The sequence below is a fragment of the Bradyrhizobium sp. USDA 326 genome (assembly GCF_049739485.1).
Lineage (GTDB): Bacteria > Pseudomonadota > Alphaproteobacteria > Rhizobiales > Xanthobacteraceae > Bradyrhizobium.
In genome coordinates this window covers 145,199-166,153 of record NZ_JBMGQA010000001.1, presented here as the reverse complement: position 1 = coordinate 166,153, position 20,955 = coordinate 145,199, and the positions used below count along the sequence as shown (strand labels likewise).

At 63.6% G+C, this 20,955-nt stretch carries 19 protein-coding genes; 8 read left to right on the top strand and 11 right to left on the bottom strand.

The window, feature by feature from the left end; genetic code table 11:
* Positions 1-7: 7 nt before the first annotated feature.
* The 6 genes from ABIG06_RS00720 to ABIG06_RS00695 are packed head-to-tail and all read right to left on the bottom strand — an operon-like array spanning position 8 to position 6,375.
* Positions 8-769 (bottom strand): SDR family NAD(P)-dependent oxidoreductase, encoded by a 762-nt coding sequence (locus tag ABIG06_RS00720; RefSeq protein ID WP_370140655.1) that lies wholly within the window; start codon positions 767-769, stop codon positions 8-10.
* The gene (locus ABIG06_RS00715; RefSeq protein ID WP_370140654.1) at positions 766-1,614 is read right to left on the bottom strand and encodes a sugar phosphate isomerase/epimerase family protein; all 849 of its coding nucleotides are present in this window, start codon (positions 1,612-1,614) and stop codon (positions 766-768) included. Before ABIG06_RS00715 ends, ABIG06_RS00720 begins: the two co-directional genes overlap by 4 nt.
* Positions 1,611-2,375 carry an SDR family oxidoreductase gene (locus ABIG06_RS00710; protein ID WP_370140653.1) on the bottom strand — a complete coding sequence of 255 codons (765 nt, stop codon included), beginning with the start codon at positions 2,373-2,375 and terminating at the stop codon, positions 1,611-1,613. The genes ABIG06_RS00715 and ABIG06_RS00710 overlap by 4 nt, the downstream gene beginning before the upstream one ends.
* Positions 2,368-3,057 carry an acylneuraminate cytidylyltransferase family protein gene (locus tag ABIG06_RS00705; RefSeq protein WP_124163465.1) on the bottom strand — a complete coding sequence of 230 codons (690 nt, stop codon included), beginning with the start codon at positions 3,055-3,057 and terminating at the stop codon, positions 2,368-2,370. The genes ABIG06_RS00710 and ABIG06_RS00705 overlap by 8 nt, the downstream gene beginning before the upstream one ends.
* Positions 3,057-4,976: an N-acetylneuraminate synthase family protein gene (locus ABIG06_RS00700; RefSeq protein WP_370140652.1), complete on the bottom strand. Its 1,920-nt coding sequence runs from the start codon at positions 4,974-4,976 to the stop codon at positions 3,057-3,059. The genes ABIG06_RS00705 and ABIG06_RS00700 overlap by 1 nt, the downstream gene beginning before the upstream one ends.
* Positions 4,977-4,998: 22 nt before the next feature.
* On the bottom strand, positions 4,999-6,375 hold the full coding sequence (locus tag ABIG06_RS00695; protein ID WP_124163467.1) for a CBS domain-containing protein: 1,377 nt from the start codon (positions 6,373-6,375) through the stop codon (positions 4,999-5,001).
* Positions 6,376-6,731: 356 nt separating this feature from the next.
* Between ABIG06_RS00695 and ABIG06_RS00690 the strand changes: the two genes are divergently transcribed.
* The 7 genes from ABIG06_RS00690 (at position 6,732) to ABIG06_RS00660 (ending at position 14,016) form a co-directional block, all read left to right on the top strand.
* Positions 6,732-7,208 (top strand): carbamoyltransferase N-terminal domain-containing protein, encoded by a 477-nt coding sequence (locus ABIG06_RS00690; protein ID WP_370140651.1) that lies wholly within the window; start codon positions 6,732-6,734, stop codon positions 7,206-7,208.
* Between the two features lie 227 nt (positions 7,209-7,435).
* Positions 7,436-8,929 (top strand): hypothetical protein, encoded by a 1,494-nt coding sequence (locus ABIG06_RS00685; RefSeq protein ID WP_370140650.1) that lies wholly within the window; start codon positions 7,436-7,438, stop codon positions 8,927-8,929.
* A 57-nt stretch (positions 8,930-8,986) separates the two neighbouring features.
* Positions 8,987-9,985 (top strand): glycosyltransferase family 2 protein, encoded by a 999-nt coding sequence (locus ABIG06_RS00680; protein ID WP_370140649.1) that lies wholly within the window; start codon positions 8,987-8,989, stop codon positions 9,983-9,985.
* A 4-nt stretch (positions 9,986-9,989) separates the two neighbouring features.
* Positions 9,990-11,855 (top strand): asparagine synthase (glutamine-hydrolyzing), encoded by a 1,866-nt coding sequence (asnB, locus tag ABIG06_RS00675; protein WP_370140648.1) that lies wholly within the window; start codon positions 9,990-9,992, stop codon positions 11,853-11,855.
* A gap of 6 nt (positions 11,856-11,861) precedes the next feature.
* A complete protein-coding gene (locus tag ABIG06_RS00670) occupies positions 11,862-12,464 on the top strand; it encodes a class I SAM-dependent methyltransferase (protein ID WP_370140647.1) in 603 nt (200 codons plus the stop codon).
* On the top strand, positions 12,461-13,222 hold the full coding sequence (locus ABIG06_RS00665; protein ID WP_124163472.1) for a methyltransferase domain-containing protein: 762 nt from the start codon (positions 12,461-12,463) through the stop codon (positions 13,220-13,222). Before ABIG06_RS00670 ends, ABIG06_RS00665 begins: the two co-directional genes overlap by 4 nt.
* Entirely contained in the window at positions 13,222-14,016 is a 795-nt protein-coding gene (locus ABIG06_RS00660) for a class I SAM-dependent methyltransferase (protein ID WP_370140646.1), read from the top strand. Before ABIG06_RS00665 ends, ABIG06_RS00660 begins: the two co-directional genes overlap by 1 nt.
* A 17-nt stretch (positions 14,017-14,033) precedes the next feature.
* Here the strand turns inward: ABIG06_RS00660 and ABIG06_RS00655 are convergent, their stop codons facing one another.
* The gene (locus tag ABIG06_RS00655; RefSeq protein WP_370140645.1) at positions 14,034-15,257 is read right to left on the bottom strand and encodes a phenylacetate--CoA ligase family protein; all 1,224 of its coding nucleotides are present in this window, start codon (positions 15,255-15,257) and stop codon (positions 14,034-14,036) included.
* 86 nt (positions 15,258-15,343) lie between these two features.
* Here ABIG06_RS00655 and ABIG06_RS00650 point away from each other — a divergent pair, with 86 nt between their 5' ends.
* The gene (locus tag ABIG06_RS00650) at positions 15,344-16,498 is read left to right on the top strand and encodes an AGE family epimerase/isomerase (protein WP_370140644.1); all 1,155 of its coding nucleotides are present in this window, start codon (positions 15,344-15,346) and stop codon (positions 16,496-16,498) included.
* Positions 16,499-16,558: 60 nt separating this feature from the next.
* Here ABIG06_RS00650 and ABIG06_RS00645 read toward each other — a convergent pair whose 3' ends face one another.
* The 4 genes from ABIG06_RS00645 to ABIG06_RS00630 form a co-directional block, all read right to left on the bottom strand.
* Complete coding sequence (locus tag ABIG06_RS00645) at positions 16,559-17,398, bottom strand: ABC transporter ATP-binding protein (RefSeq protein ID WP_124163475.1); 840 nt, start codon at positions 17,396-17,398, stop codon at positions 16,559-16,561.
* A 150-nt stretch (positions 17,399-17,548) separates the two neighbouring features.
* Positions 17,549-18,832 (bottom strand): ABC transporter substrate-binding protein, encoded by a 1,284-nt coding sequence (locus ABIG06_RS00640; protein WP_370140643.1) that lies wholly within the window; start codon positions 18,830-18,832, stop codon positions 17,549-17,551.
* 45 nt (positions 18,833-18,877) lie between these two features.
* Positions 18,878-19,951, bottom strand: coding sequence for a branched-chain amino acid ABC transporter permease (locus ABIG06_RS00635; protein WP_124163477.1), 1,074 nt, complete (start codon positions 19,949-19,951; stop codon positions 18,878-18,880).
* Positions 19,952-19,954: 3 nt separating this feature from the next.
* On the bottom strand, positions 19,955-20,848 hold the full coding sequence (locus tag ABIG06_RS00630; protein WP_028181436.1) for a branched-chain amino acid ABC transporter permease: 894 nt from the start codon (positions 20,846-20,848) through the stop codon (positions 19,955-19,957).
* Positions 20,849-20,955 lie beyond the last annotated feature (107 nt).

Here is a 20,955-nt window from a genome sequence, read left to right as displayed (position 1 = left end):
CTCCTGTTCAGCTGCGCAATTGGCCGCCGTCGGCGACCATGACGCTGCCGGTGATGAACGCCGCGCGCGGCGAAACGAGGAACGCGACGAGGTCGGCGACCTCTTCCGGCTTGCCCAGCCGGCGCAGTGCCACCTCGCGAACAAGCATGTCCTCGACTGCGGCCCTGTTCTCGGCGAGCTTGCGCGCCCAGGTGCCGTCGGCGGCGAGGATGTTGCCGGGTGCGACCGCATTGATGCGGATGCCCTCAAGCGCCAGCGGGCGCGCCAGCCCGCGCACGGTGGCGTTCAGCGCCGCCTTCGCGGCATAGTAAGTTACGGGCGCGCCAAGCGCCGCCATGCCGGCGATCGAGGAGATGCAGACGATGGACCGGTCGCCGCTGCCGCGCGCCATCAGCGGCCGTGCGGCCTCGATCATGTTGGTCGTGGCAAAGAGATTGAGGTCCATCACCCGCGACCACTCCGCGGCGGTTTCCTTCCCAGGAGGTACGGAAGCGCCGCTGCCGACGTTACAGACGAGAATGTCGAGGCGGCCCCACTGCCGTTCGACCTCCTGCACCAACGTCGCAGCGGCAGCCGGATCGGCGACATCGGCCACGTGTACCGACGTGCTGCCGCGGGCCGCGGCCCGTGCGGCATCGAGCGCATCGGCGCCGCGTGCGGCGAGCGCGACCTTGGCACCTTCCGCGGCGAGCGTCGTTGCGATCGCAAGCCCGATGCCGCGGCTGGCCCCTGTGACGAGCACGACGCGATCGTTCAGCTCGAGTTTCATCGCGCGGCATCCTCGATCCAGCGAACCGTCATGTCGCGATACTTCGCCAACGCGCCGGCGTGATCGCCGTCGCTGGCTCGCGCAGTTTGCAGGATGTACTGCCCCTTGTAGCCGGAGCGTTCGATCAGACGGATCGTCTTCGCCAAGTCGGCATTGCCCGTGCCAAGCGGCACGGTGGTGCCGCCCCGAATGCGGTCCTTCACATGGACATTGAGAATGCGCGGCGCATAAGCGTCAATCTCCTCGCCGCTGTCATAGCCGAGCGAAGCGCTGTTGCCGCTGTCGTAGTTGATGCCGAAGACGTCCGCCGGAAACGCCTCTATGAACCGGGCGAGCTCATGCGGCGGCAGATCGGATTCGAAGACGATCCTGACGTTCCGTCTTGCGAGCTGCTCGGAGCGCGCGAGAAGCACGCGCTTCAACGTATCGGTCTCGCTCAGGCGCTCGATCTTGCCGTTGTCGACCAGCGGGATCACCACGAATTCGATGCCGATCCGGCTGCAGGCCGCGATCAGGAGGTCGAGGTCGGTGACGAGCGCGTCGCGTACCACAGCATCGACCTTCCAGAACGGCGCCTGCATGAAGCAATCGCCTGTCAGGCTCGGGATGCGGACGCCGTTCTCGCGCGACAGCGTCAGAATCTCCTGTTGTCCCGCCTCGGTCGTGAGCGGGTTCTCCCGCAGCCGCTCCTGATCGATGGTCCATTCCATTCGCGTCAGGCCGAGCGCCTTGGCACGGGGAAGTTCATCGCGCCATTCATTCCACGGGAAAGCCTGGATCTTGCCGTCGACCAGTGCCGACAGGCGTCCCTGCATGAAGCCGATGCGTTGCAGTGTTGCGGTCACGATGTGTTATCCGAGCTGATGGCGAGACCCTTGGTGGTCCAGCCCCCATCGACGAAGATTTCCTGGCCGGTCACGTAGGCGGAGGCTTCCGAGGCCAGGAAGATGGCGGCGCCCACCATGTCGGCGGGCTGTCCCCAGCGGCCGAGCATCGTATGGCGGCGTCGATCCTCGTGCATGATGGGATCGGCGTAACTCCTCGCGGTCATCTCCGTTGCGACGTATCCGGGCGCAAGCGCGTTGACGCGGATGGCGTCGGGTGCGTAGTCGGCGGCGAGCGCGCGTGTCAGCCCGGCCAGACCCGCCTTCGCTGCCACGTAGCCGGGATTGCCGGGGAAGCCCCGCACCGAATTGATGCTGGTGACGTTGACGATCGCCGCCGAGCCCGCGTTCTTCAGCAGCGGGTAGGCGGCGAGGATGGTGGCGTAGACGCCGGTGAGATCGGTTGCGACCGTGCTGCGGAAGCGTGCGAGCTCGCTTTCGCTGCTTTGGGCGGGAAGGCTGATGCCGGCGGCATTCACGAGTGCGTCGATGCGATCGCCTTTTGCCGCAATGGTGCGGAACGCGCTTTCGATGGCTCCGTCGTCTGAGAGGTCGCAGGCAATCGCGATGACGCCCTGCGGCGCGGTTCCGGACCGGCTGAGGCCGAACACCGTGGCCCCCGCATTCTTCAGGCCGCTCGCGATCGCGGCGCCGATGCCGCGCGAAGCGCCGGTGACCACGGCGATCTTGCCTGCGAGAGAGAAGGCGCTGAGATCAGGCATAGCCGTAACTGCGCATGATGGCGGCGCAAAGCTTGACGTCCTCGGGACGATCGATCTGGAACATCTTGTGACGCTCCATCACGTGGAAGCCGATCTTGCCGCCGAGACGATTGTTCTGCTCGCGCAGGAGGGATGGGATCAGGACGTAGAACGAGCCGTTCTCGAGGTAGCGCTTCTCGATCTGCTGCCGCATGCGGCGGTTGCGATAGTCGTAATTGATCGGCTCCGGTCCGCTCGCGCCGATCCGCCAGTTGAAGTAATCCTCGACCTCGCAGACCGAAAGCAGGCTGTCGAGACGGTCGCGGTCGAAGGTCGCAAGCGCGTTCTCGATGTCGCCGGGCTCGCGGATCGGCGATGTGGCCTGAAGTGCGACGATGCGCTCGAACCGTCCCATGCTCGCCTCGATCGCATCGAGGGCATGCAACCAGGCGGATTCGGAGGAGGCGAGGTCGCCCGAAATGTCGTCCGGACGCCGCACGCCGACCGCGCCGGCGGCCTCGGCCGCGGCCAGGATATTGTCACTGTCCGACGAGACCGCCACCACGTCGACGCCACGTGCGGCGCGCGCCTGCTCGACCGTCCAGGCGATCAGCGGCTTGCCGCAGAGATCGAGCAGGTTTTTGTGCGGGATACCCTTGGAGCCGCCGCGCGCGGCGATCACGGCCAGCGTCTTGCGCGCCATCAGATGTGTCCCTCGAGGCGCTCGAGCGCGGTCCAGAAACCTTCGCCCATGTTCTTGTGGCCCTGCCATATCTCGGGAATGAACGACGCCGTCGGTGCATGCTTGCGCAGCACCTGTCCGATCTCGTCGAAATCGATCTCGCCTTCGCCGATTTGGAGTCCTTCGCCGTCCAGCCCTTTGGCGTCGCCGAAATGCAGATGCGCGGTGTGCGGCCCGAGCTGGGCGAGGCCTTGCGCGAAGTCGAAGCCAAAATGATTGGCGGCGAGCTTGGTGTGGGAGATGTCGACGCACATGCGCAGATCATGCCTGGCGCAGAATGCGGCCGACTCCTCCGGGAAGATGAAGATGTTCTGATGACGTTGGCCGCCGAAATGCCAGGGGAACGGTGCCATGGTCTGCGGCGTCAGCTCGACGCCGTCCATGTCGAGCTCGCTCAAGCTCTGCGCAAAAATGCGATAGCGCTCGGCTTTTTCCTCCGGTGGCAGCGGCTCATCCATGGTGAAGCCGCCGATGTTCGCGACGATGGGCGGGCGCTTGGTCTTGGGAAAGAACTTTTTCAGGCCGCGGGTGATGTCGATCACCGCTTGCGTCTGCTCCAGCGAATAGCGCCGCAGCGCCTCGTCGGGGGTTGCGAGGTCCATCAGCTTGGAGCCAGCAAACAGCTCCGGCGCATGCACGACGAAGCTGAGATCATAGGTGCCGGAGAGATAGGCCGCTGGATCGCGTTCCATGTCGCTGTAGCTGAGATGGAATTCGATGATGTCGGGCTCGCAGATCTCAAGGAAGCGCGCGGTATCGTGATAGCGCACCGGCACCCCCCAGGGCCGGTCGAAACGGTAGCGCCGTGCCTTCGCGACGCCCTCGTCGAGGTCGCTCTGGAAGAAATAGTCGTCCGCCGCCATCGTTCGCCTCAACCTGCGGCCGAGCAGCGCCGGCATCTTCAGTGGCGACAGGCCCTGTCCCGGGCTCTTCACGGCGATGTCGTTTTCGGAGATCATCGTACCGGCCGGAAGGTCGCGCGCGGCCACCAAGCTCTTGGCGAGGTTTTCGCGGTTGATCAGCTCACCCTGGCTCAGCGCGCGCTCCGCGAGCTTCTCTCCGCGCGCCGCCTCGACCTCGCGGATGCCGGAGACCAGTGCCTTGAATTCCTCAGGCTCCAGGCTCGCGGCATGGTCCGGACCTTCCATCTCGCGATCGAGCGTGATGTGGCGTTCGATGACCACGGCGCCGAGCGCGACGGCGGCTGTGGAAACGGCAATGCCGCGCTCGTGGCCGGAATAGCCGACGACCGGATGGATTTCGCGCAGCGTTTCCATGAAACGCAAATGGATGTTGTGGAGCGCGGCCGGATAGGTGCTCTGGCAATGTAGGAGCACGTAGCTGGCATTGCGGTCGTCGAGGAACTTCGCCGCCGCCTTGATCTCGTCCGTCGTGCTCATGCCGGTCGAGACGATCAGCGTCTTGCCGGTTGCTGTGAGGCGAGCGAGCAGCGGCAGGTTGGTGAGGTCGGCCGACGCGACCTTGTAGGCCTGCACGCCGAAGCCTTCGAGCACGGCGACGCTCTTCGCGTCCCAGGGCGTGCAGAGGTACTCGATACCCTTGGCTGCGCAGTACTCGGCGATCTTCTTTTGCTGCGCGATGGGCAGCTCGAAGCGGCGCAGGAGATCGAGCGTATATTCGACGGCGAGATCGTCGTCCTTCCCGGACAGGCTCGAGGCACGATAGACCTCGTCGAGTTTGCGCATCTGGAATTTGGCGCAGTCGGCGCCCGCCGCAACCGCGGCATCGACCAGCGCGATGGCGCGGTCGAAGTCGCCATTGTGGTTGTTGCCGATTTCGGCGATGACGTAACAGGCTTCGTCATCGCCCAGAAGACGGTTGCCGATGCGGACCGGAGCAGACTGTTTGGGCGATGTCATCAACACTCTCGTCTCATATGCGTCAGGCGAGCCGCGCGGGAACGCGCGACTTCCACGTCCGCAGCCCGTTCTCCTCGAACATGATGCGCGAACAGCGATGCCCCTGCTGTTCCAGCGCCGCGATGAGCTGGTAACGCTCGAACGGACGCACGAAGAACAGGAAGTAACCGCCGCCGCCGGCGCCCAGGAGCTTTCCGCCGACCGCACCGTGCTGCTTGGCGAAATCGTAGATCGCGTCGATCGCTTCCGACGAGATCTTCGAGCTCAGCTTCCGTTTGGCGTGCCAGGCCTCGTCGATCAGCCGGCCGCATTCCAGGAGCTGGCCGCGCAGCAGATGCCGCCTTATGTCGCGCGTCACTTCCTTCTGCTTGGCTGCGGCGGCGACGGCGTCGCTGGTCTCGTGCTGAGCCTTCTGGTCGCGGTGAATGGCGCCGGAATCGCGGCCGGAGCCGGCGTAGCAGAGCACCAGGCTCTCCTCGAGCTCGGCGATGATGTTGGGATCCAGGCGAAGCGGCACGATGGTGTTCTGGTCGGAGAAGAACTCCATGTGATTGAAGCCGCCGAACACGGTGGCGTACTGATCCTGCCAGCCGCCGGGAATATTGAGCATCAGCCGCTCGGCCTGGAACGCCATTTCCGCGATCTCGTGGCGGTCCCACTGATCCCCACGGAATTCGTTGAAGCAACCGATGATCGCGGACGAGACCACCGCGGAGCCGCCGAGGCCGGAACCGACCGGGAAGTCGGCGGATACCTCGAGCTCGAATCCATAAGTCGGCTTGATCAGGCGCACGACCGATTTGATCAGCGCGAGATCTCCGCCCGTTCCGAGTTCCGCGAGATTGTCGGCCTCAACCGTGCGGCGGAAATCGTGCGAGTAGATCCGGATGCTGGGATCGCTCCGGCGCCGCAGCGTCGCGTGCGCGTACATCTTGATCGTGGCGCTGATAACCGCGCCACCGTCATTCGCCACGAAGTAATGCGTCAGGTCGGTGCCGCCGCCGGAGAAGCTGATCCGCACCGGCGAGCGGGCACGCGCGAACACCTCGCTCTCTTCCGACAGGTTGAACAGCTCGCGGCTGAATACGTCGACCAGCCGTCCCTCGCCATCGAGGATCGGCACCACATGGACGCGCTGGTCGAGCAGCTTGAGGATCTGCTCGCGTGGCCCGCCGGTCGGCGCCCAGACGAAGTTGCGATTGATGCAGGACGCAACCCGGTCCTGAATCGTGATGCCGGTCAGCATGCGCCTGCGGATGTCACCGTCCGTCACGGCGCCGACGATTCGTCCGCTCGCGTCCTGCGCGAACAGGATGCCGAGCATGTTCGCATTCAGGCGCCGGAAGGCTTCCTCAATGGTCTCGGTTTCGGCAATGGTGACGAGGGTTCGTTCAAGCACGTTTTGGGTCCAGAAAGGGCCAATTCGAGGTCATATTGGAGCAGGGGTTGGTAATACGGGAGCCGCAGGGACGATGCAAGGCTCCTGCGTCCCCGGGGCATTGCGCCAATATGGCTGCCGTCAAGCGTTCCGTTCGGGCCGCCCCGATTTACATCGGCGGCGGTTTCGATAGAAGGCTTCGCAAGGGGTCTACGCGACGTGTATGTGATCGGAACAAGCACGGGCACCACGATGGTGCGGCGGTGCTGCTAGTTGATCGCAGCCGCGGAGGAGGAGCGCTTCACGTTTGCGAAACATGCGCGCGGCGAGCTGCCGCATGAGCAATCGAATTCTGCCTGAAGCAGGCCGGCATCAACATGCGCAAGGTCGACTGGATCTGCTCGCCGCTGAAGACCTCCACGAACTACGCGCAGCGCCTCACCGAATATTTCAAATGTCAGTTCGGCCATTGCCCGAAGATCAAAGTCTACGACCATCACCTCTGTCTTGTCGCGAGTTCGTTCTACGGCTCCGGTTTTCCGGAGGCGACCTTCGCCTGCTTCGATTTCTCAGGCGATTCCAGGTCCGGCCTCGTCGCTCATGCGCGGGGCAACGACTTCCGCGTGCCGACACGATTTGATCGCCATAACAGTCTTGGTCTCTATTCCGGGGTGCTGACTCAATATCTCGGCTATCAGATGATCAACGACGAGCACAAGGTCATGGGCCTGTCCTCCTATGGCAGCCCGGACTATCTCGACAAGTTCGCCAAGCTCCTGCGTCCCTGCGGTGTCAATTACGAACTCGATCCCGACCGCAACTGCGCGCGGCGATCCACGGAGTTGGCCTCGTGAGCGGCGCGCCGACCAAGAAGACAATCAGCGGGAAGTTCGCTTCCCAGCGCAGCCGAGCCGCCGTATCAGCCGCGACACAGCCGGAGCAGGCGTAGCATGCGGTTCCTGCCCCGTGTCTACACGCGAAAGAATGTCGGTTGAATGTGCGGGGGGAGCGTCTATATTGTCTGGCTTGCAACCAGGGCGAGAGGAACTCGGCGCCAATGACGGTAGGTGCGGTGGTTTCGATGCGGCGTTTTACGCTCACTTCTCTGATCGCGGTGTTGTTGTCCTTGGTGGTCTGGGTCGGGATCAATGGGCGTATCGGCGAGCATGACATCCGCTTCGACAAGGATCTCCTGTATCTGTATCTTTGCGGGGTCGAACAGGCCGGACAGGTCTCGCATGACCAGCAGGACAAGCTCGTCGAGCACCTCATCGCGGTCTCGGCGAGCGATCACTTGATCTATCGGGCGAAGATGCGCGCTGCCTATTGCAACAATTATCCGTTCACGTCGCTCGCGATGTATTTCGTCGGAAGGATGCAGCAGTCGCTCGGCATGACCGATCCCGCGAGGGATTTTCCCGAGTTTCTGTACCTCTCGTTGTGGTGGGGCATGATCCTCTCGGGCGCGCTTGTCGGCATTTTGTGCCTGCTCATTGTATTCTGGGCGGCCAGAGGTCCGTTGGTGTTTCCGCTATTTGCCGCCATCGCGCTTGCCGCGCTGTTCTATCTCACAGTGCCGCCGCCCAGCCTATCTTGGTCGCTATATCAGGTGACGCCGGCACCGCCCGCGCCACGCGTCAGCCTGCATCATACGCTCTGGCTTGGTCTCTACGCCTGGATCAACCCGGGGGCGGCGTTCTCGCCATTCTCGGTTTTCCCCCGCTGCCTTTGTGCCATGATCGCCTTCGCAGCATTTGCCCTGCGCTGGTCGGGACGGGGCGGGCTGGCCTATTGGGCGCCGATCGTCGTGAGCTTCGTGCACCAGAGTGAAGCGCCGATCCTGCTCGCTGTTATGATCGCCTGCGATCTCGCTTCGCGGCCCAAGGAGTTGTTACGCCCGGCTTACATGGTTCCGATCCTGCTCACGGTCGTCCTCACGGTGCTGCGCGAACGCATGCTGTCGATCATGGGTTTTTCCTTGTTGGGGACAGCCATCGTTCTGGCCGTTTCGATCGGGCTTGCGCTTCTGGTCTTAGCCGTGCCGAAGCTGCGCTCTGCCGTCACCTCGCTCGGGTTGATCGTCAGCCGCGTTAGGACGAACTGGTTGGAGCGTCTGGCCCTTCCTGTGGCGGATACTGTCGTCATCTTGCTCGGATGGGTTGCAGTCGTGATCTTCTGCTTCGCCATTTCGCGTATCGATCAGGTGTTCCGCGTGATCTATCTCTGGTCGGAACTCTTCCCGCGCTACATTGGACTGTTCCAGCTGCCTGTGTTCGTCGGCTTGATCTACGCGGTGTGGCCCTGGGTCCTGACGAAGCGGAAGACCGCGACGCGCGAGGCGCTGGCGCTGGTCTCTTGCCTCATGCTTGTTCTGGCCGTGGTGCAATGGAGGCGGCCGTGGATTCCGACTGCGGCGTTGGTCGCCGACGCCCAGGCTTACGAGACGGTCCTGGGTCGACACTATGTGCCGGACGAGGGCTCTTTCTCCAGAACAGAGACCCCGTGGTATTATCTGATGCTCAGGCGCGCGTATCTCGGAGGCAAGGGTCTTGACGAGTATTTCGCCAAGAGCTGACGTCGTCGTCGCTGCCGCGCCGTCTTACCGCGGCGGAACAGTTGAGCGCGATAAACCATGACTGATCGAACTCCCCCAGGCCTTTCCGTCATCGTGCCCGTCTACAACGAAGAGCAGTCGCTTCCTTTTCTGGTGGAGAAGCTGATGGCTGTTCTGCGCGGGCTGCCCAACCGCTTCGAAATCGTGCTCGTCAACGACGGCAGCCAGGATGGCTCGCTTGCGCTTCTGCGTTCGCTGTCGCAGGCGCATCCCGAGGTCAAGGTCGTCGACTTCCGCAGGAATTACGGCCAAACCGCCGCGCTGATGGCAGGTATCGACCACGCCACGAACGATATCGTCGTGATGATCGACGCTGACCTTCAGAATGATCCTGCCGACATCCCGCGCCTGCTGGCGAGACTCGACGAGGGCTACGATGTCGTCTCCGGCTGGCGCAGGGAGCGCAAGGATTCCGAGCTCAGGCGGAACTGGGTGAGCCGGGTCGCCAACCGCTTCATCTCGCGCATGTCGGGCGTGAAGCTGCATGATTACGGCTGCACGCTGAAAGTCTACCGCCGTAGCATGGTGAGCGGCGTTCGTCTCTACGGCGAGATGCACCGCTTCATCCCGATCTATGCCGAGTGGCAGGGCGCACGCATCACCGAGCTCCCCGTCGCCCACCATGCGCGGCAGTTCGGCGCCTCGAATTACGGCCTCGAGCGCGTCTTCAAGGTCGTGCTCGATCTTCTCGTGGTGATGTTCCTGCGACGCTATTTCGCCAAGCCGATCTATCTGTTTGGCGGCTTCGGGCTGGTCTCGATCATCGCCGCCTTCGCCACCATCGCGCTCGCCATCTTGCTGCGCTTCGGTGCCCAAATCTCGCTGATCCAGACGCCACTGCCGCTGCTGGCTGCGCTATTGTTCCTGGTTGGCATGATCAGCATCCTGCTCGGTCTCGTCGCCGAGATGCTGGTGCGCACCTATTACGAATCGCAAGGAGCCCGTGCCTATCTCGTGCGCGAGCTGATCAATTTCCAGGGCGAGGCGACCACGAGCACCGGTCAAAGGAATATTTGACGCGATGTGCGGCATAGCTGGATTTTGCGGTGCAGGGGACGTCGGCGACATCCGTGCGATGACGAATGCGCTCGCGCATCGTGGTCCAGACGGCTTCGGCTATCATGCCGACGAGACGCATCGCGTGTTCCTGGGACATCGGCGGCTCGCCATTCTCGATATCGGCGGTGGCGCGCAGCCGATGTGGAACGAGACTGCGACGATCGCGGTCATCTTCAACGGCGAGATCTACAATCACATCGAGCTTCGTACCGAGCTGGAGCGATGTGGCCATCGTTTCGTCTCCGATCATTCCGACACCGAAGTTCTAGTGCACGGCTACGAGGAATGGGGCAACGACCTGCCACGGCGGCTGAACGGCATGTTCGCCTTCGCGGTGTGGGACAGCGAGAAAGCCCAGCTCTTCCTGGCGCGGGACCGGTTCGGCGAGAAGCCGCTGTTCTACGCCACGGGCGTAGGCTTCTTTGCGTTCTCGAGCGAGTTGCGTTCGCTCGAGAGTCATCGCGGTTTCGACGCCTCGCTCGACATTCGCTCCTTACAAAAGCTGTTCGCTTACGGCTTCTTCCCGGCGCCGCGGACGCCCTATCGTCATGCGGCGAAATTACCCGGCGGCTCCTGGCTGCGTTTCGATCTTCGCTCGGGCGCCGTCACCACTCAGCGATACTGGCAGTTTTCGCTCGCGCCCGACGAGGCGATGTCCTCGCGCAAGGAGGACGATCTCGTCGACGAGCTCGATCATCTCGTCACACAGGCGGTGCGCCGCCGCCTGATCAGTGACGTGCCCCTCGGAGTCTTTTTGAGCGGCGGTATCGATTCCAGCGCGGTGCTGGCCGCCGCAACCGACATCGTCGGCAAGGAGCGGCTCGAGACGTTTACGATCGGCTTCAACGAGCGTTCGTTCGATGAGTCCGCGCATGCCGGCCGCGTGGCGCAGATCTTCCGGTCTCTTCACAACGAGGAGAAGCTCGATTTGGCGCGAGCCCGCGACCTCATTCCGGCGCTCTTGGACAAGGTCGGCGAGCCGCTCGGCGATTCCTCGCTGCTGCCGACTTATCTCTTGTGCGAGTTCGCGCGACGCAAGGTGACAGTGACGCTGTCGGGCGACGGGGCCGACGAACTCTTTGCCGGTTACGACCCGTTCCACGCACTGCGCGTCGCTTCGATCTACAAGGGCCGCGTCCCAAACGTGCTACACGGCATCATTCGCAGCGTGGCCGGGAGATTGCCGGTGTCGACCCGCAACATGAGCCTGGATTTCAAGCTCAAGCGCACGTTGACCGGCCTTTCCTATGGTCCGGAGTTGTGGAACCCGACCTGGCTCGGCCCGCTGGCGCCGCCCGACATAGAACGACTGTTCGACGAGAGGATCGACACCGAGGAACTCTACGAGGAGGCGCTGGCTCTGTGGAACGCATCCCCGAGACTCAGTCTCGTCGAGAAGACGCTGGAGTTCTATACCCAGTTCTATCTCCAGGACGGCATCTTAACCAAGGTCGACCGTGCCGCGATGATGAATTCGCTGGAGGCCCGCGCGATCTTCCTCGACAACGATCTCGTCGATTTCAGTGCGAGGCTGCCGACCGCGTTCAAATATCGCAATGGCGTGGGGAAATATTTGTTGAAGAAATTGCTGGCGCGAAAAGTGCCCGCGGACCTTGTATCCCGACCCAAGAAGGGGTTCGGAATCCCGCTCGCTGCCTGGCTCCGGGAAATTCCGCAGCGCATACCGCTGGAAAAAATCGCCGGCATTGACCTCGCCGAGGTCGCCGATTTGTGGCAACAACACCGCAACAGGCGTTCGAACCATGCCATGGCCCTGTGGATCTGGCTCGGCCTCCAGGCCTTTCGTCGCCCTGTAGCCATGGGATAGGACCGGATGTTGCGGAAAGCGCTGGAGCGGGTTCTGGAACTGCCCGCCGTCTACGATCTCAACCAGTTCATCGGTCAGCCGACCGTGCGCCGCTACACGCAGTTGCTGGTCGAGGAGGTGCCGTTGAGTGCAGGCGGCGACGTGCTCGATCTTGGCTGCGGCACGGGCGCGACACGCAGGCTCATTCCCGGCCGCTATGTCGGTATCGACATCAATCCCCACTACATCGCGTCCGCAAAGCGAATTCGCTCCGGCGGCGAGTTCATTGCGATGGACGCGACAAAGCTCTCTTTTCCGGATGCCTCGTTCGATCAGGTCATCTCGGTCGCGACCACGCATCATCTCGACGGCGAGCAGCTCCAGGCGATGGCGCTGGAGGCGCTGCGTGTGGTCAGGCCGGGCGGGGCGCTTCACATCGTCGATGCCATCCTGCCGGTTAATCCGCGCGACCGTGCAAAGGCGATGTTCTTCCGCATGGATCGCGGCCGGTTTCCGCGCAAGCTGGAGGATCTCGTGTCGACCGTGTCACGCGCGGCCGACGTTGCGCGGACGCGGGTGTTGAACGGCCCGATGCACGATGTCGCCTATCTCAGGGTGGTTGGCCCATGACGGAGAAAGCCGCTCAGCGCCAGTACGACGAGAAGTTCATGGATTACGCGTCCATCTCGTCCCACTACGCCGCCTCGGAGATCATTCCGCTACTGTTACGCGTTTTGCCGATTGCGAGCGTCGCGGACATCGGCTGCGCCGGCGGCGGCTGGCTGAGCGTCTGGCGCGCGTCCGGCGTTAGCGACATAAGGGGCGTCGACGGCGACTATGTCGATCAGGACGGTTTGGAGATTCCGCGCGAGTTGTTCACGCCCGCGGATCTGTCGCGGCCGCTCGATCTGTCCCGTCGATTCGATCTGGTGCAATCGCTGGAAGTCGCCGAACACATCCAGGTGCAATTCGCCGACCAGTTCGTGCAGAATCTCGTGATCCACGCGGACAAGTACTTGCTGTTCTCCGCGGCCGTGCCGGGGCAGGGCGGCGAATATCACGTTAACGAACAGCCGCTCGATTTCTGGCGGGAGCGGCTGACGCGGCACGGCTTCGACGCCTACGACTTTGTCCGGCCTCAGGTTGTGAGCGATCACCGCATTTCGTTCTGGTATCGCTACAACATCGTCCTCTATGTCCGCCGCGAGCATCAGGCCACGCTCGATCCGGCGATCCGCGCCACACGCGTGCCCGAGGGCGTTGCGATTGCTGATGTGTCCCCGTCCTGGTTCCGCCTGCGCAAGCGCGTCGTCAGGGTGCTGCCGCCCGCGATTCGCGACAGCCTCGCGCGGCTCAAGGCGCACGTCGCCCCGACCGGAAGATTTTGATGAGCGAGAACAGCACGGGCATGAGCAAGCAGACCGGCTCATCCGAGCGTTTCGGCTACGAATGGAGCCATTACAACGAGATCCGAGCCGACTACGAGACGCAGTTCCGGAAATGGACGCCGTTCCTCGGGCCGGACGACTGGAACGGCATGAGTGTGCTCGACGTCGGCTGCGGCACCGGGCGCAATTCGCTGTGGCCGCTGAAATACGGCGTGCGCGAGGCCACCGCGATCGATATCGATGACGGCTCGCTCGCAGTCGCGCGCCGCAACCTCGCGCAATATCCCAACGCAACCGTGCTGAAGCGGAGCGCATTCGACATCGGCTTCGAAGATCGTTTCGACGTCGCCTTCTCGATCGGCGTCATTCATCACCTCGAGAGCCCTGAGCTGGCGCTGCGACAGATGGTGAAGGCGGCGAAGCCTGGCGGGCGCGTCCTGATCTGGGTCTACGGCTACGAGAACAACGAGTGGATCGTCCGCTTCGCCGATCCGTTGCGCAAGGCGCTGTTCTCGCGCTTGCCGATCGGCCTCGTGCACCATCTCTCGCTCTATCCGAGCGCGGTGCTGTGGCTGCTGCTTCGCCTTGGCGTCGGGCGGCTGGCCTATTTCGACCTGTTGCGGACGTTCTCATTCCGGCACATCCGTTCGATCGTATTCGACCAGATGCTGCCGCGCATCGCGCATTACTGGCGCCGCGAAACGGTTCAGAGCCTGATGGAAGAGGCCGGGCTGAAGAATGTGCGGACCGAATGGGTCAACCAGATGTCGTGGGCGGCGATCGGTACGAAATAGCCGCCTCGCCTCAGGTCTTACCGCTCGTCCGCGATCACCTTGCCGTCGTTCGGCAGGGTGCCGGGACTGACCAGCTCGACGCTTCCACCGAGTTTCGTCACGGCGCGCAAGCTGGCCGCGATCTCTTCACGCAGGGCGTTGTTCGCGGCCGCCGTTTCCGCTCTCAGCGTCATCGCGTCGGCTTCGCCCTGGCGCGTGACGACGAGGCGCAGTCTTCCGAGTGCGGAATGGCGCTTGCCGATCTCGGCGATCTGCTCGGGCCGGACGAACATGCCCTTGATCTTGGTAGTCTGGTCGGCGCGGCCCATCCAGCCCTTGATGCGCATGTTGGTGCGCCCGCAAGGGCTCGTGCCGGGCAGGGCCGCGGTGAGGTCGCCGAGTGCGAGCCGGATCCAGGGATGGTGCGGATCGAGCGAGGTCACGACGATCTCGCCGACGTCGCCTGGCGCCACCGGATTTCCGGTGCCGGGATTGACGATCTCCAGGATCAGGTCCTCGTTCACGACCATGCCCTCGCGCGCCTCGGTCTCGAACGCGATGAGGCCGAGATCGGCGGTGCCGAAGGCCTGGTAGGCGTCGATGCCGCGCGCTTTGATCTCGGCCTGGAGCGAGGGCGGGAACGCAGCGCCCGAGACCAGCGCGCGCTTGATCGAGGAGATGTCGCGCCCGGAGCTTGCTGCGGCGTCCAGCAGGATCTTCAGGAAATCCGGCGTGCCGCTGTAGCCAACCGGCCGGTAGGCCTCGATCAGCTCGAATTGCTGCTCGGTATTGCCGGGGCCGGCCGGGATTACCGCACAGCCGAGCGCGCGCGCGGAGGCGTCGAAGATGAAGCCGCCGGGGGTGAGATGGTAGCTGAAGGTATTGAGGACGATATCGTCAGGCCGGAACCCCGCCGCGAACAGCGCCCTTGCGCCGCGCCAAGGATCGGCCTGCCGCCCTTCCGGCTCGAAGATCGGGCCGGGGGAGGTGAAGAGGCGGGCGAACGAGGCGGGGGGGGCCGCCACAAGGCCTCCGAAGGGCGCAGAGGCCCTATGCAGGGCGGGCAGCTCCGATTTGCGCAACACCGGCAGGCCCGCCAGCGCCGTCCTGGAGGTCACGGCGGCGGGATCGAAGCCTTTGAGCCGCTCGGCATAGGCCGGGGCGGCCATTGCGGCTCGCAGCACCCCTGACAGGCGGGAGAACAGGTCGGCCTCGCGCGCGGCTTGCTCACGCGTCTCGCGGGCGTCGTAATGGGCGGTCATGGCTGTTCTTTCCGTGTTGGCATCCGTTGCGCGCCGCCACCGTCATGGCTATCAGACCGCCACTGGCTAGGCTTGAAGGGGACCCGATGGCGGACGAAGGAATCATTGCGGCGGACGAGGTGTCGAACGTCGTCGCGCGCCTGAAGCGCCGCATGGTCGACGAGGCGCTGCCGCTGTGGTCGACGGTCGGTTGGGATCACGCCGCGGGCGGCTTCATCGACAGGCTGCACCGCGACGGCGCGGCGGACGCGGCCGCGCCCCGGCGCGTGTTCGTGCAGGCCCGTCAGATCTGGTGCTATGCCAAGGCCGCACAAATGGGCTGGTACCCCCAGGGGCACGCCATTGCGTTGAAGGGGCTGGAGCATCTGCTGGCCAAAGCGAAGGCGCCCGACGGCCGGCCCGGCTATGTGCACCGGCTGACGCCGGAAGGATCGGTGCTGGATGCCCGGCGCGATGCCTATGACCACGCCTTCATCCTCTTTGCGCTCGCGGCCGTCTACGCCCTTGACCAGGATGCGCAGGTCCGCGGCGAGATCGATGCGCTGCTCGCCTTCCTCGACGGCCATCTGCGCTCGCCGCATGGTGGCGTTCACGAAGGTCTTCCGGTCTCGCTGCCGCGCCGGCAGAACCCGCACATGCATCTGTTCGAGGCCATGATCGCGTGCTTCGAGGCGACCCACGATCTGTCGTTCCAGAACCGTGCCGGAGAATTCTTCGCACTGTTCCTGGCCAATCTCTACGACAAGCAGAAGCGCATCCTGACCGAGTACTTCGAGGAAGACTGGTCGAAGATCGAGCCCGTCAGCGTCGAGCCCGGTCACCAGGCGGAATGGGTCTGGCTGCTGAAGGGGTTCGAGCGCATCACGGGCTGCCCGACTGCGCCGCGGCGTGCCGAACTGCTGTCGACCGCGCTGCGCTATCGCGACGAGGCCACCGGCTGCCTGATCGACGAGGGGGACGACGTCGGCAACGTCCGCCGCAGCACGCGTCGGCTGTGGCCGCAGACCGAGATCGCGAAGGCGTGGATTGCGCAAGCCGAGTCCGGCGAGGTGGGGGCGGCGGATGAGGCGCGCGCGGCGCTGGTGCGGCTCGAACGGCACTATCTCAGCCATCCCGTGAAGGGTGGCTGGTACGACCAGTTCGATCGCGACGGCAAATCGCTGATCGACATCATTCCTGCGTCGTCGTTCTATCATGTTCTCTGCGCAGTCACGGAAGCGGAACAGGTGCTTGAAAATTGAAACTCTTTTGCATCGACGCGTTTTCTTCACGCGAACCGGTTCCTACTCCGTTTGAAAACGCTACAGCCAGCGCTTGCGCCGCTTGAAGCTTTTGAGGTTCTTGAAGCTCTTGCGCTGGTCGCCGGCGCCGCCGAGATAGAATTCCTTGACGTCCTCGTTGTCGCGCAATTCGTCCGCGCTGCCGTCGAGCACGACCTTGCCCTGTTCCATGATGTAGCCGTGGCTCGCGACCGAGAGCGCAGCGCGCGCGTTCTGCTCGACCAGCAGGATGGTGACGCCGAGGTCGCGGTTGATCTTCTGGATGATCGAGAACACCTCCTTCACCAGCAGCGGCGACAAGCCCATCGAAGGTTCGTCCATCAAGATCATCTTCGGGCGCGCCATCAGGGCGCGGCCGATCGCGAGCATCTGCTGCTCACCGCCGGAGAGATAGCCGGCAAGGCCAGTGCGTTCCTTCAGGCGCGGAAAGTAGTTGAAGACCATGTCGAGGTCGGAATCGACCTCGCGGTCCCTGCGGGTGAAGGCGCCGAGCTTGAGGTTCTCCAGCGACGTCATGTCGGCGACGATGCGCCGGCCCTCCATCACCTGGAAGATGCCGCGGCGCACGATCTTGTCGGGGTCGATGCCGTTGATCCGCTCGCCTTCGAACAGGATCTCGCCGCGCGTAACCTCGCCGTCTTCCGTCTTGAGCAACCCGGAAATCGCCTTCAGCGTCGTCGACTTGCCGGCGCCGTTGGCGCCCAGGAGAGCCACGATCGCACCTTTTGGCACGTCGAGGCTGAGGCCGCGCAGCACCAGGATGACGTCGTCGTAGACGACCTCGATGTTGCGCACGGCGAGGAGGGGAGGCGCGGGGACGATGCTGGGGGAGGGACGCTCGATTTGAGCCGTTTCACTCATGGTCAGTTACTCTCTCGGTGTCGTCGCTGCTCGATCCTGTCATTCCGGGACGGTCCGCAGGACCGAACCCGGAATCTCGAGGTTCCCAGGTGCGCAATTGCGCACCATAGTCCGATGCTTCGCATCGTCCCGGAACGACGCATTAGGGCCTCACCACCCCAGCAATTCCGGCTTGCGTGGCAGCTCGACGGTCTTGACCTTCTCGAGCTTGATCGTTCCCTTGGCCATGAGGTCGTTGAGGTCGCCATCGGTCGCACCTGACACTTTGGTGCGATAGAGGTCGACCTTGAGCGTGCCGCGATGGTCCTTGCCGGTCCAGGTCGAAGCATTGCAGACGCCTTCCATCCCGGCCGGCACCCAGTCTTTCTTCTGGTGGAAGCCCTTGGCGACGTTCTCGCCGGTGGCGCCGCCGTTCTTGGCGGCCCACTCGATCGCCTCCTTCATGTAGAGCGACGAGCAGACGGCCGCGACGTAATGCACGGGGCGATAGACCTTGCCGGTGGGATCGGACATCTTCGAGATCTCCATCACCGTCTTCATGCCGGGCGCATCGCCGCCCCAGCTCACCGCGGTGCGGAGCGGGAAGATCACGCCATTGGCCGCATCGCCCGCGGTCTTGGCCGCGTTCTCGTCCATGCCCCAGACATTGCCGAGGAACTGGATCTCGAGGCCGGCGGTCTTGCAGGCCTTCATCACCGAAATGTTGGATGCAGCGGTGTTGCCGAGATAGGCATAGTTGGCGCCCGAGGATTTCAGGCTCAGGCACTGTGCGCTGTAGTCACCCGGCGCGAGCGCGAACACCAGGGGCGGCAGCACCTCGAAGCCGAGCTCCTGCGCCATGGCTTCGCCGGCGGCCTTCGGCGCGTTCGGATAGGGATGGTTGGCGCCCATGTGCACGAATTTCGGCTTGCCGGGCTTGCCCTTGGCCTTCCAGTCCTCGGCCGCCCACATCAACATCGCGCGCAGTGCGTCCGAATAGCTCGGACCATAGAAGAAATTGTAAGGAGCGGGCTTCGCCTTGCCGCTGACGCCTTCGGGATCGGTGAGGGCGGCGGCATAGGAGCCGGACATGTCGGGGATCTTGTCCTGCGCGAGGAAGCCGGTCAGCGCCTCCGTGTCGGCTGTGCCCCAGCCCATGATCGCGGCGACCTTGTTGTCGGGCGCCGACCACTTCTTGTAAAGCGCAATCGCGCGCGGCACCTGATAGCCGTAATCGTTGGTGTCGAGATTGACCTGCTTGCCGCCGATGCCGCCGTTCTTGTTGACCCAGGCGAAGGTGTCGGCGACAGCCTGGCCATAGGGCGTGCCGACGTCCGAGGTGCCGCCGGAATAGTCGGCGAGATGCCCGATCGCGATCTGCGCCTGCGCGCTCGCCGAGAATGCGGCGATCGCAAGCACGAGCGATGCGGTGCTCAAAAGGGACTTTGTCGTCATGGGTCGGTTCCTCCTGTTTTATTGTTTAAGTGAAGTTGCCCGCCCTCAATGCGAGAACGGGTAGAGTTTCCAATACGCCTTGATCTGTCGCCAGCGATGCGCGAGCCCGTCAGGCTCGAACATCAGGAACGCGATGATGATCACCCCGATCGCGATCTCGCGCAGGAAGGTGATGTTGTTGTTGAGCGAAAGCGCCTGGTCGATCGCGCCGCCCTTCAGATGATGGCTCAGCCACTCCATCGATTCCGGCAGCAGCACCACGAAGGCGGTACCCATCAGCGTGCCCATGATCGAGCCGGTGCCGCCGATGATGATCATGGCGAGGAACAGGATCGAACGCTCGATGCCGAAGCCCTCCTGCGAGACCACGAGCTGGTAATGCGCGTAGAGCGCGCCGGCGATCCCGGCGAAGAAGGCGGCAAGCCCGAACGACAGCGTCCGGTACTTGGTGAGGTTGATGCCCATGATCTCGGCGGAGAGATAATGGTCCCGGATCGCCACCAGCGCGCGGCCGTCCCGGGTGCGCATCAGATTGGTGACGAGGACATAGCTCACGAGCACATAGGCCAGCACGACGTAGAAGTACTGTCGGTCGCCGCGCAGCGTATAGCCGAAGATCGAGAAGGGAGCGGCGCTCGCCGGCACCGAGCCGCCGGAGAACCATTCGGCGCGTGAGAAGAAGTCGAGCAGGATGTATTGCGCGGCCAGCGTCGCGATGACGAGGTAAAGACCTTTCAGCCGCGCCGCCGGAATGCCGAAGATCAACCCGACCAGCGCGGTGACGATGCCGGCGAGCGGGATTGCGAAGAACACCGGGATCGGCGCGTTGTTGGAAATGTAGGCCGAGGTGAAGGCGCCGAGCAGGAAAAAGGCGGCATGGCCGATCGAGATCTGCCCGGTGAAGCCGACCAGGATATTGAGGCCGAGCGCCGCGATCGAGAAGATGCCGATCTGGATCAGGATGCTGAGCCAATAGCCGCTGAAGAATTGCGGCGCCAGACACAGCAGCAGCACGCCAGCGACGGCGAAGTTGCGACTCGTCGCGGTCGGGAAGATCGTGGTGTCGGCCGCGTAGGAGGTGCGGAAATCACCAGCAGGAATGAGGGCAGGGCCGGCCATGGGTCAGATCCGCTCGATGTCGTGGGTGCCGAACAGCCCGTAGGGCTTGATCATCAGCACGATGATGAGGACGTAGAACGGTGCGATCTCGTAGAGATTGCCCCAATGCAGGTATTCGCTGTCGACATATTGCGCGACGTTCTCGAGCAGCCCGATGATGATGCCGCCGAGCACCGCGCCGCCGACGGAATCGAGCCCGCCGAGGATCGCCGCCGGGAACACCTTGATGCCGTAGGCGGCAAGGCCCGAGGATACGCCGTTCACGACTGCAACGACGACGCCGGCGACCGCCGATACCGTCGCCGAGATCGCCCAGGCCATCGCGAACACGCTCTTGACGGAAATGCCGAGCGATTGCGCGACCTGCTGGTTGAATGCGGTGGCGCGCATCGCGAGGCCGTATTTGGAGGCGCGGAAGAACCAGGCCATGCCGATCATCATCGCGACCGAGACGACGAGACTCATGACATAGACGGTCTGGATCTGGAGCCCGAACAGGCTGACCGACTGGCTCTCGAACACGCGCGGGAACGGCTGCGGATTGACTCCGAACATCCACTTCAGCGTCGCCTGCAACACCGTCGATAGGCCGATCGTCACCATGATCACCGAGATGATGGGCTCGCCAATCATCGGCCGCAGGATCAGGACCTGGATCGCGATGCCGAATACGAACATGAACACCAGCGTGATCGGCATCCCGATCCAGAACGGCACCTGATATTTCGCCAGCAGAGCCCAGCACACCCAGGCGCCGACCAGCAGCAACTCCCCTTGCGCGAAATTGACGACCTGCGTCGCCTTGTAGATCAGCACGAACGACATCGCGACTACGCCGTAGAGCGTGCCGACCACGAGGCCGTTGACCAGGAGTTGGATGAGGAAGGCGGTGTTCATGCCGATTGACCCAGTTCGTCATTGCCGGGCTTGGCCCGGCAATCCATCGATGCGGAGGAAAGCGTGTTCGGAAGTGGATGGATGCGCGGGTCAAGCCCGCGCATGGC

Excerpts from the sequence above, each read along its gene's own strand:
- ABIG06_RS00720 (WP_370140655.1), bottom strand. The coding sequence starts at position 769 with ATGAAACTCGAGCTGAACGATCGCGTCGTGCTCGTCACAGGGGCCAGC.
- ABIG06_RS00710 (WP_370140653.1), bottom strand. The coding sequence starts at position 2,375 with ATGCCTGATCTCAGCGCCTTCTCTCTCGCAGGCAAGATCGCCGTGGTC.
- ABIG06_RS00705 (WP_124163465.1), bottom strand. The coding sequence starts at position 3,057 with ATGGCGCGCAAGACGCTGGCCGTGATCGCCGCGCGCGGCGGCTCCAAG.
- ABIG06_RS00700 (WP_370140652.1), bottom strand. The coding sequence starts at position 4,976 with ATGACATCGCCCAAACAGTCTGCTCCGGTCCGCATCGGCAACCGTCTT.
- ABIG06_RS00690 (WP_370140651.1), top strand. The coding sequence starts at position 6,732 with ATGCGCAAGGTCGACTGGATCTGCTCGCCGCTGAAGACCTCCACGAAC.
- ABIG06_RS00685 (WP_370140650.1), top strand. The coding sequence starts at position 7,436 with ATGCGGCGTTTTACGCTCACTTCTCTGATCGCGGTGTTGTTGTCCTTG.
- ABIG06_RS00680 (WP_370140649.1), top strand. The coding sequence starts at position 8,987 with ATGACTGATCGAACTCCCCCAGGCCTTTCCGTCATCGTGCCCGTCTAC.
- asnB (WP_370140648.1), top strand. The coding sequence starts at position 9,990 with ATGTGCGGCATAGCTGGATTTTGCGGTGCAGGGGACGTCGGCGACATC.
- ABIG06_RS00670 (WP_370140647.1), top strand. The coding sequence starts at position 11,862 with ATGTTGCGGAAAGCGCTGGAGCGGGTTCTGGAACTGCCCGCCGTCTAC.
- ABIG06_RS00665 (WP_124163472.1), top strand. The coding sequence starts at position 12,461 with ATGACGGAGAAAGCCGCTCAGCGCCAGTACGACGAGAAGTTCATGGAT.
- ABIG06_RS00660 (WP_370140646.1), top strand. The coding sequence starts at position 13,222 with ATGAGCGAGAACAGCACGGGCATGAGCAAGCAGACCGGCTCATCCGAG.
- ABIG06_RS00655 (WP_370140645.1), bottom strand. The coding sequence starts at position 15,257 with ATGACCGCCCATTACGACGCCCGCGAGACGCGTGAGCAAGCCGCGCGC.
- ABIG06_RS00650 (WP_370140644.1), top strand. The coding sequence starts at position 15,344 with ATGGCGGACGAAGGAATCATTGCGGCGGACGAGGTGTCGAACGTCGTC.
- ABIG06_RS00645 (WP_124163475.1), bottom strand. The coding sequence starts at position 17,398 with ATGAGTGAAACGGCTCAAATCGAGCGTCCCTCCCCCAGCATCGTCCCC.
- ABIG06_RS00640 (WP_370140643.1), bottom strand. The coding sequence starts at position 18,832 with ATGACGACAAAGTCCCTTTTGAGCACCGCATCGCTCGTGCTTGCGATC.
- ABIG06_RS00635 (WP_124163477.1), bottom strand. The coding sequence starts at position 19,951 with ATGGCCGGCCCTGCCCTCATTCCTGCTGGTGATTTCCGCACCTCCTAC.
- ABIG06_RS00630 (WP_028181436.1), bottom strand. The coding sequence starts at position 20,848 with ATGAACACCGCCTTCCTCATCCAACTCCTGGTCAACGGCCTCGTGGTC.